Annotated in this window: 1 protein-coding gene; it reads right to left on the reverse strand. The window is 47.1% G+C overall.

Features of this window, described 5'->3' with window-relative positions; all coding sequences use genetic code 11:
* On the reverse strand, positions 1–225 hold a 225-nt coding region (locus P5674_RS26430; protein ID WP_315670544.1), incomplete at both ends, for a thermonuclease family protein.

Raw genomic sequence — 225 nt, forward strand, 5'->3', positions numbered from 1 at the left:
CAGGTGGTGGATACAAACCACGTTCCCTGGCTATAGATTCTGCGACTTGGTATGTTTGTGCATTTGGACACCTTTGGCTGTATTGTGTCCAGTTCCAGGAATGACAATCCATAATCATTTGCGTTTTGAGATTAATCTCGCCGCCTTGGGGGGTTGGTTTAAATAACTCCGCGACTGTGCGACCATAGCGATCGCTCTCAACCCTAATGACATACAAATCGCCGT

The organism is Limnospira sp. PMC 289.06 (assembly GCF_032350395.1).
GTDB classification, from domain to species: Bacteria; Cyanobacteriota; Cyanobacteriia; order Cyanobacteriales; family Microcoleaceae; genus Limnospira; species Limnospira platensis.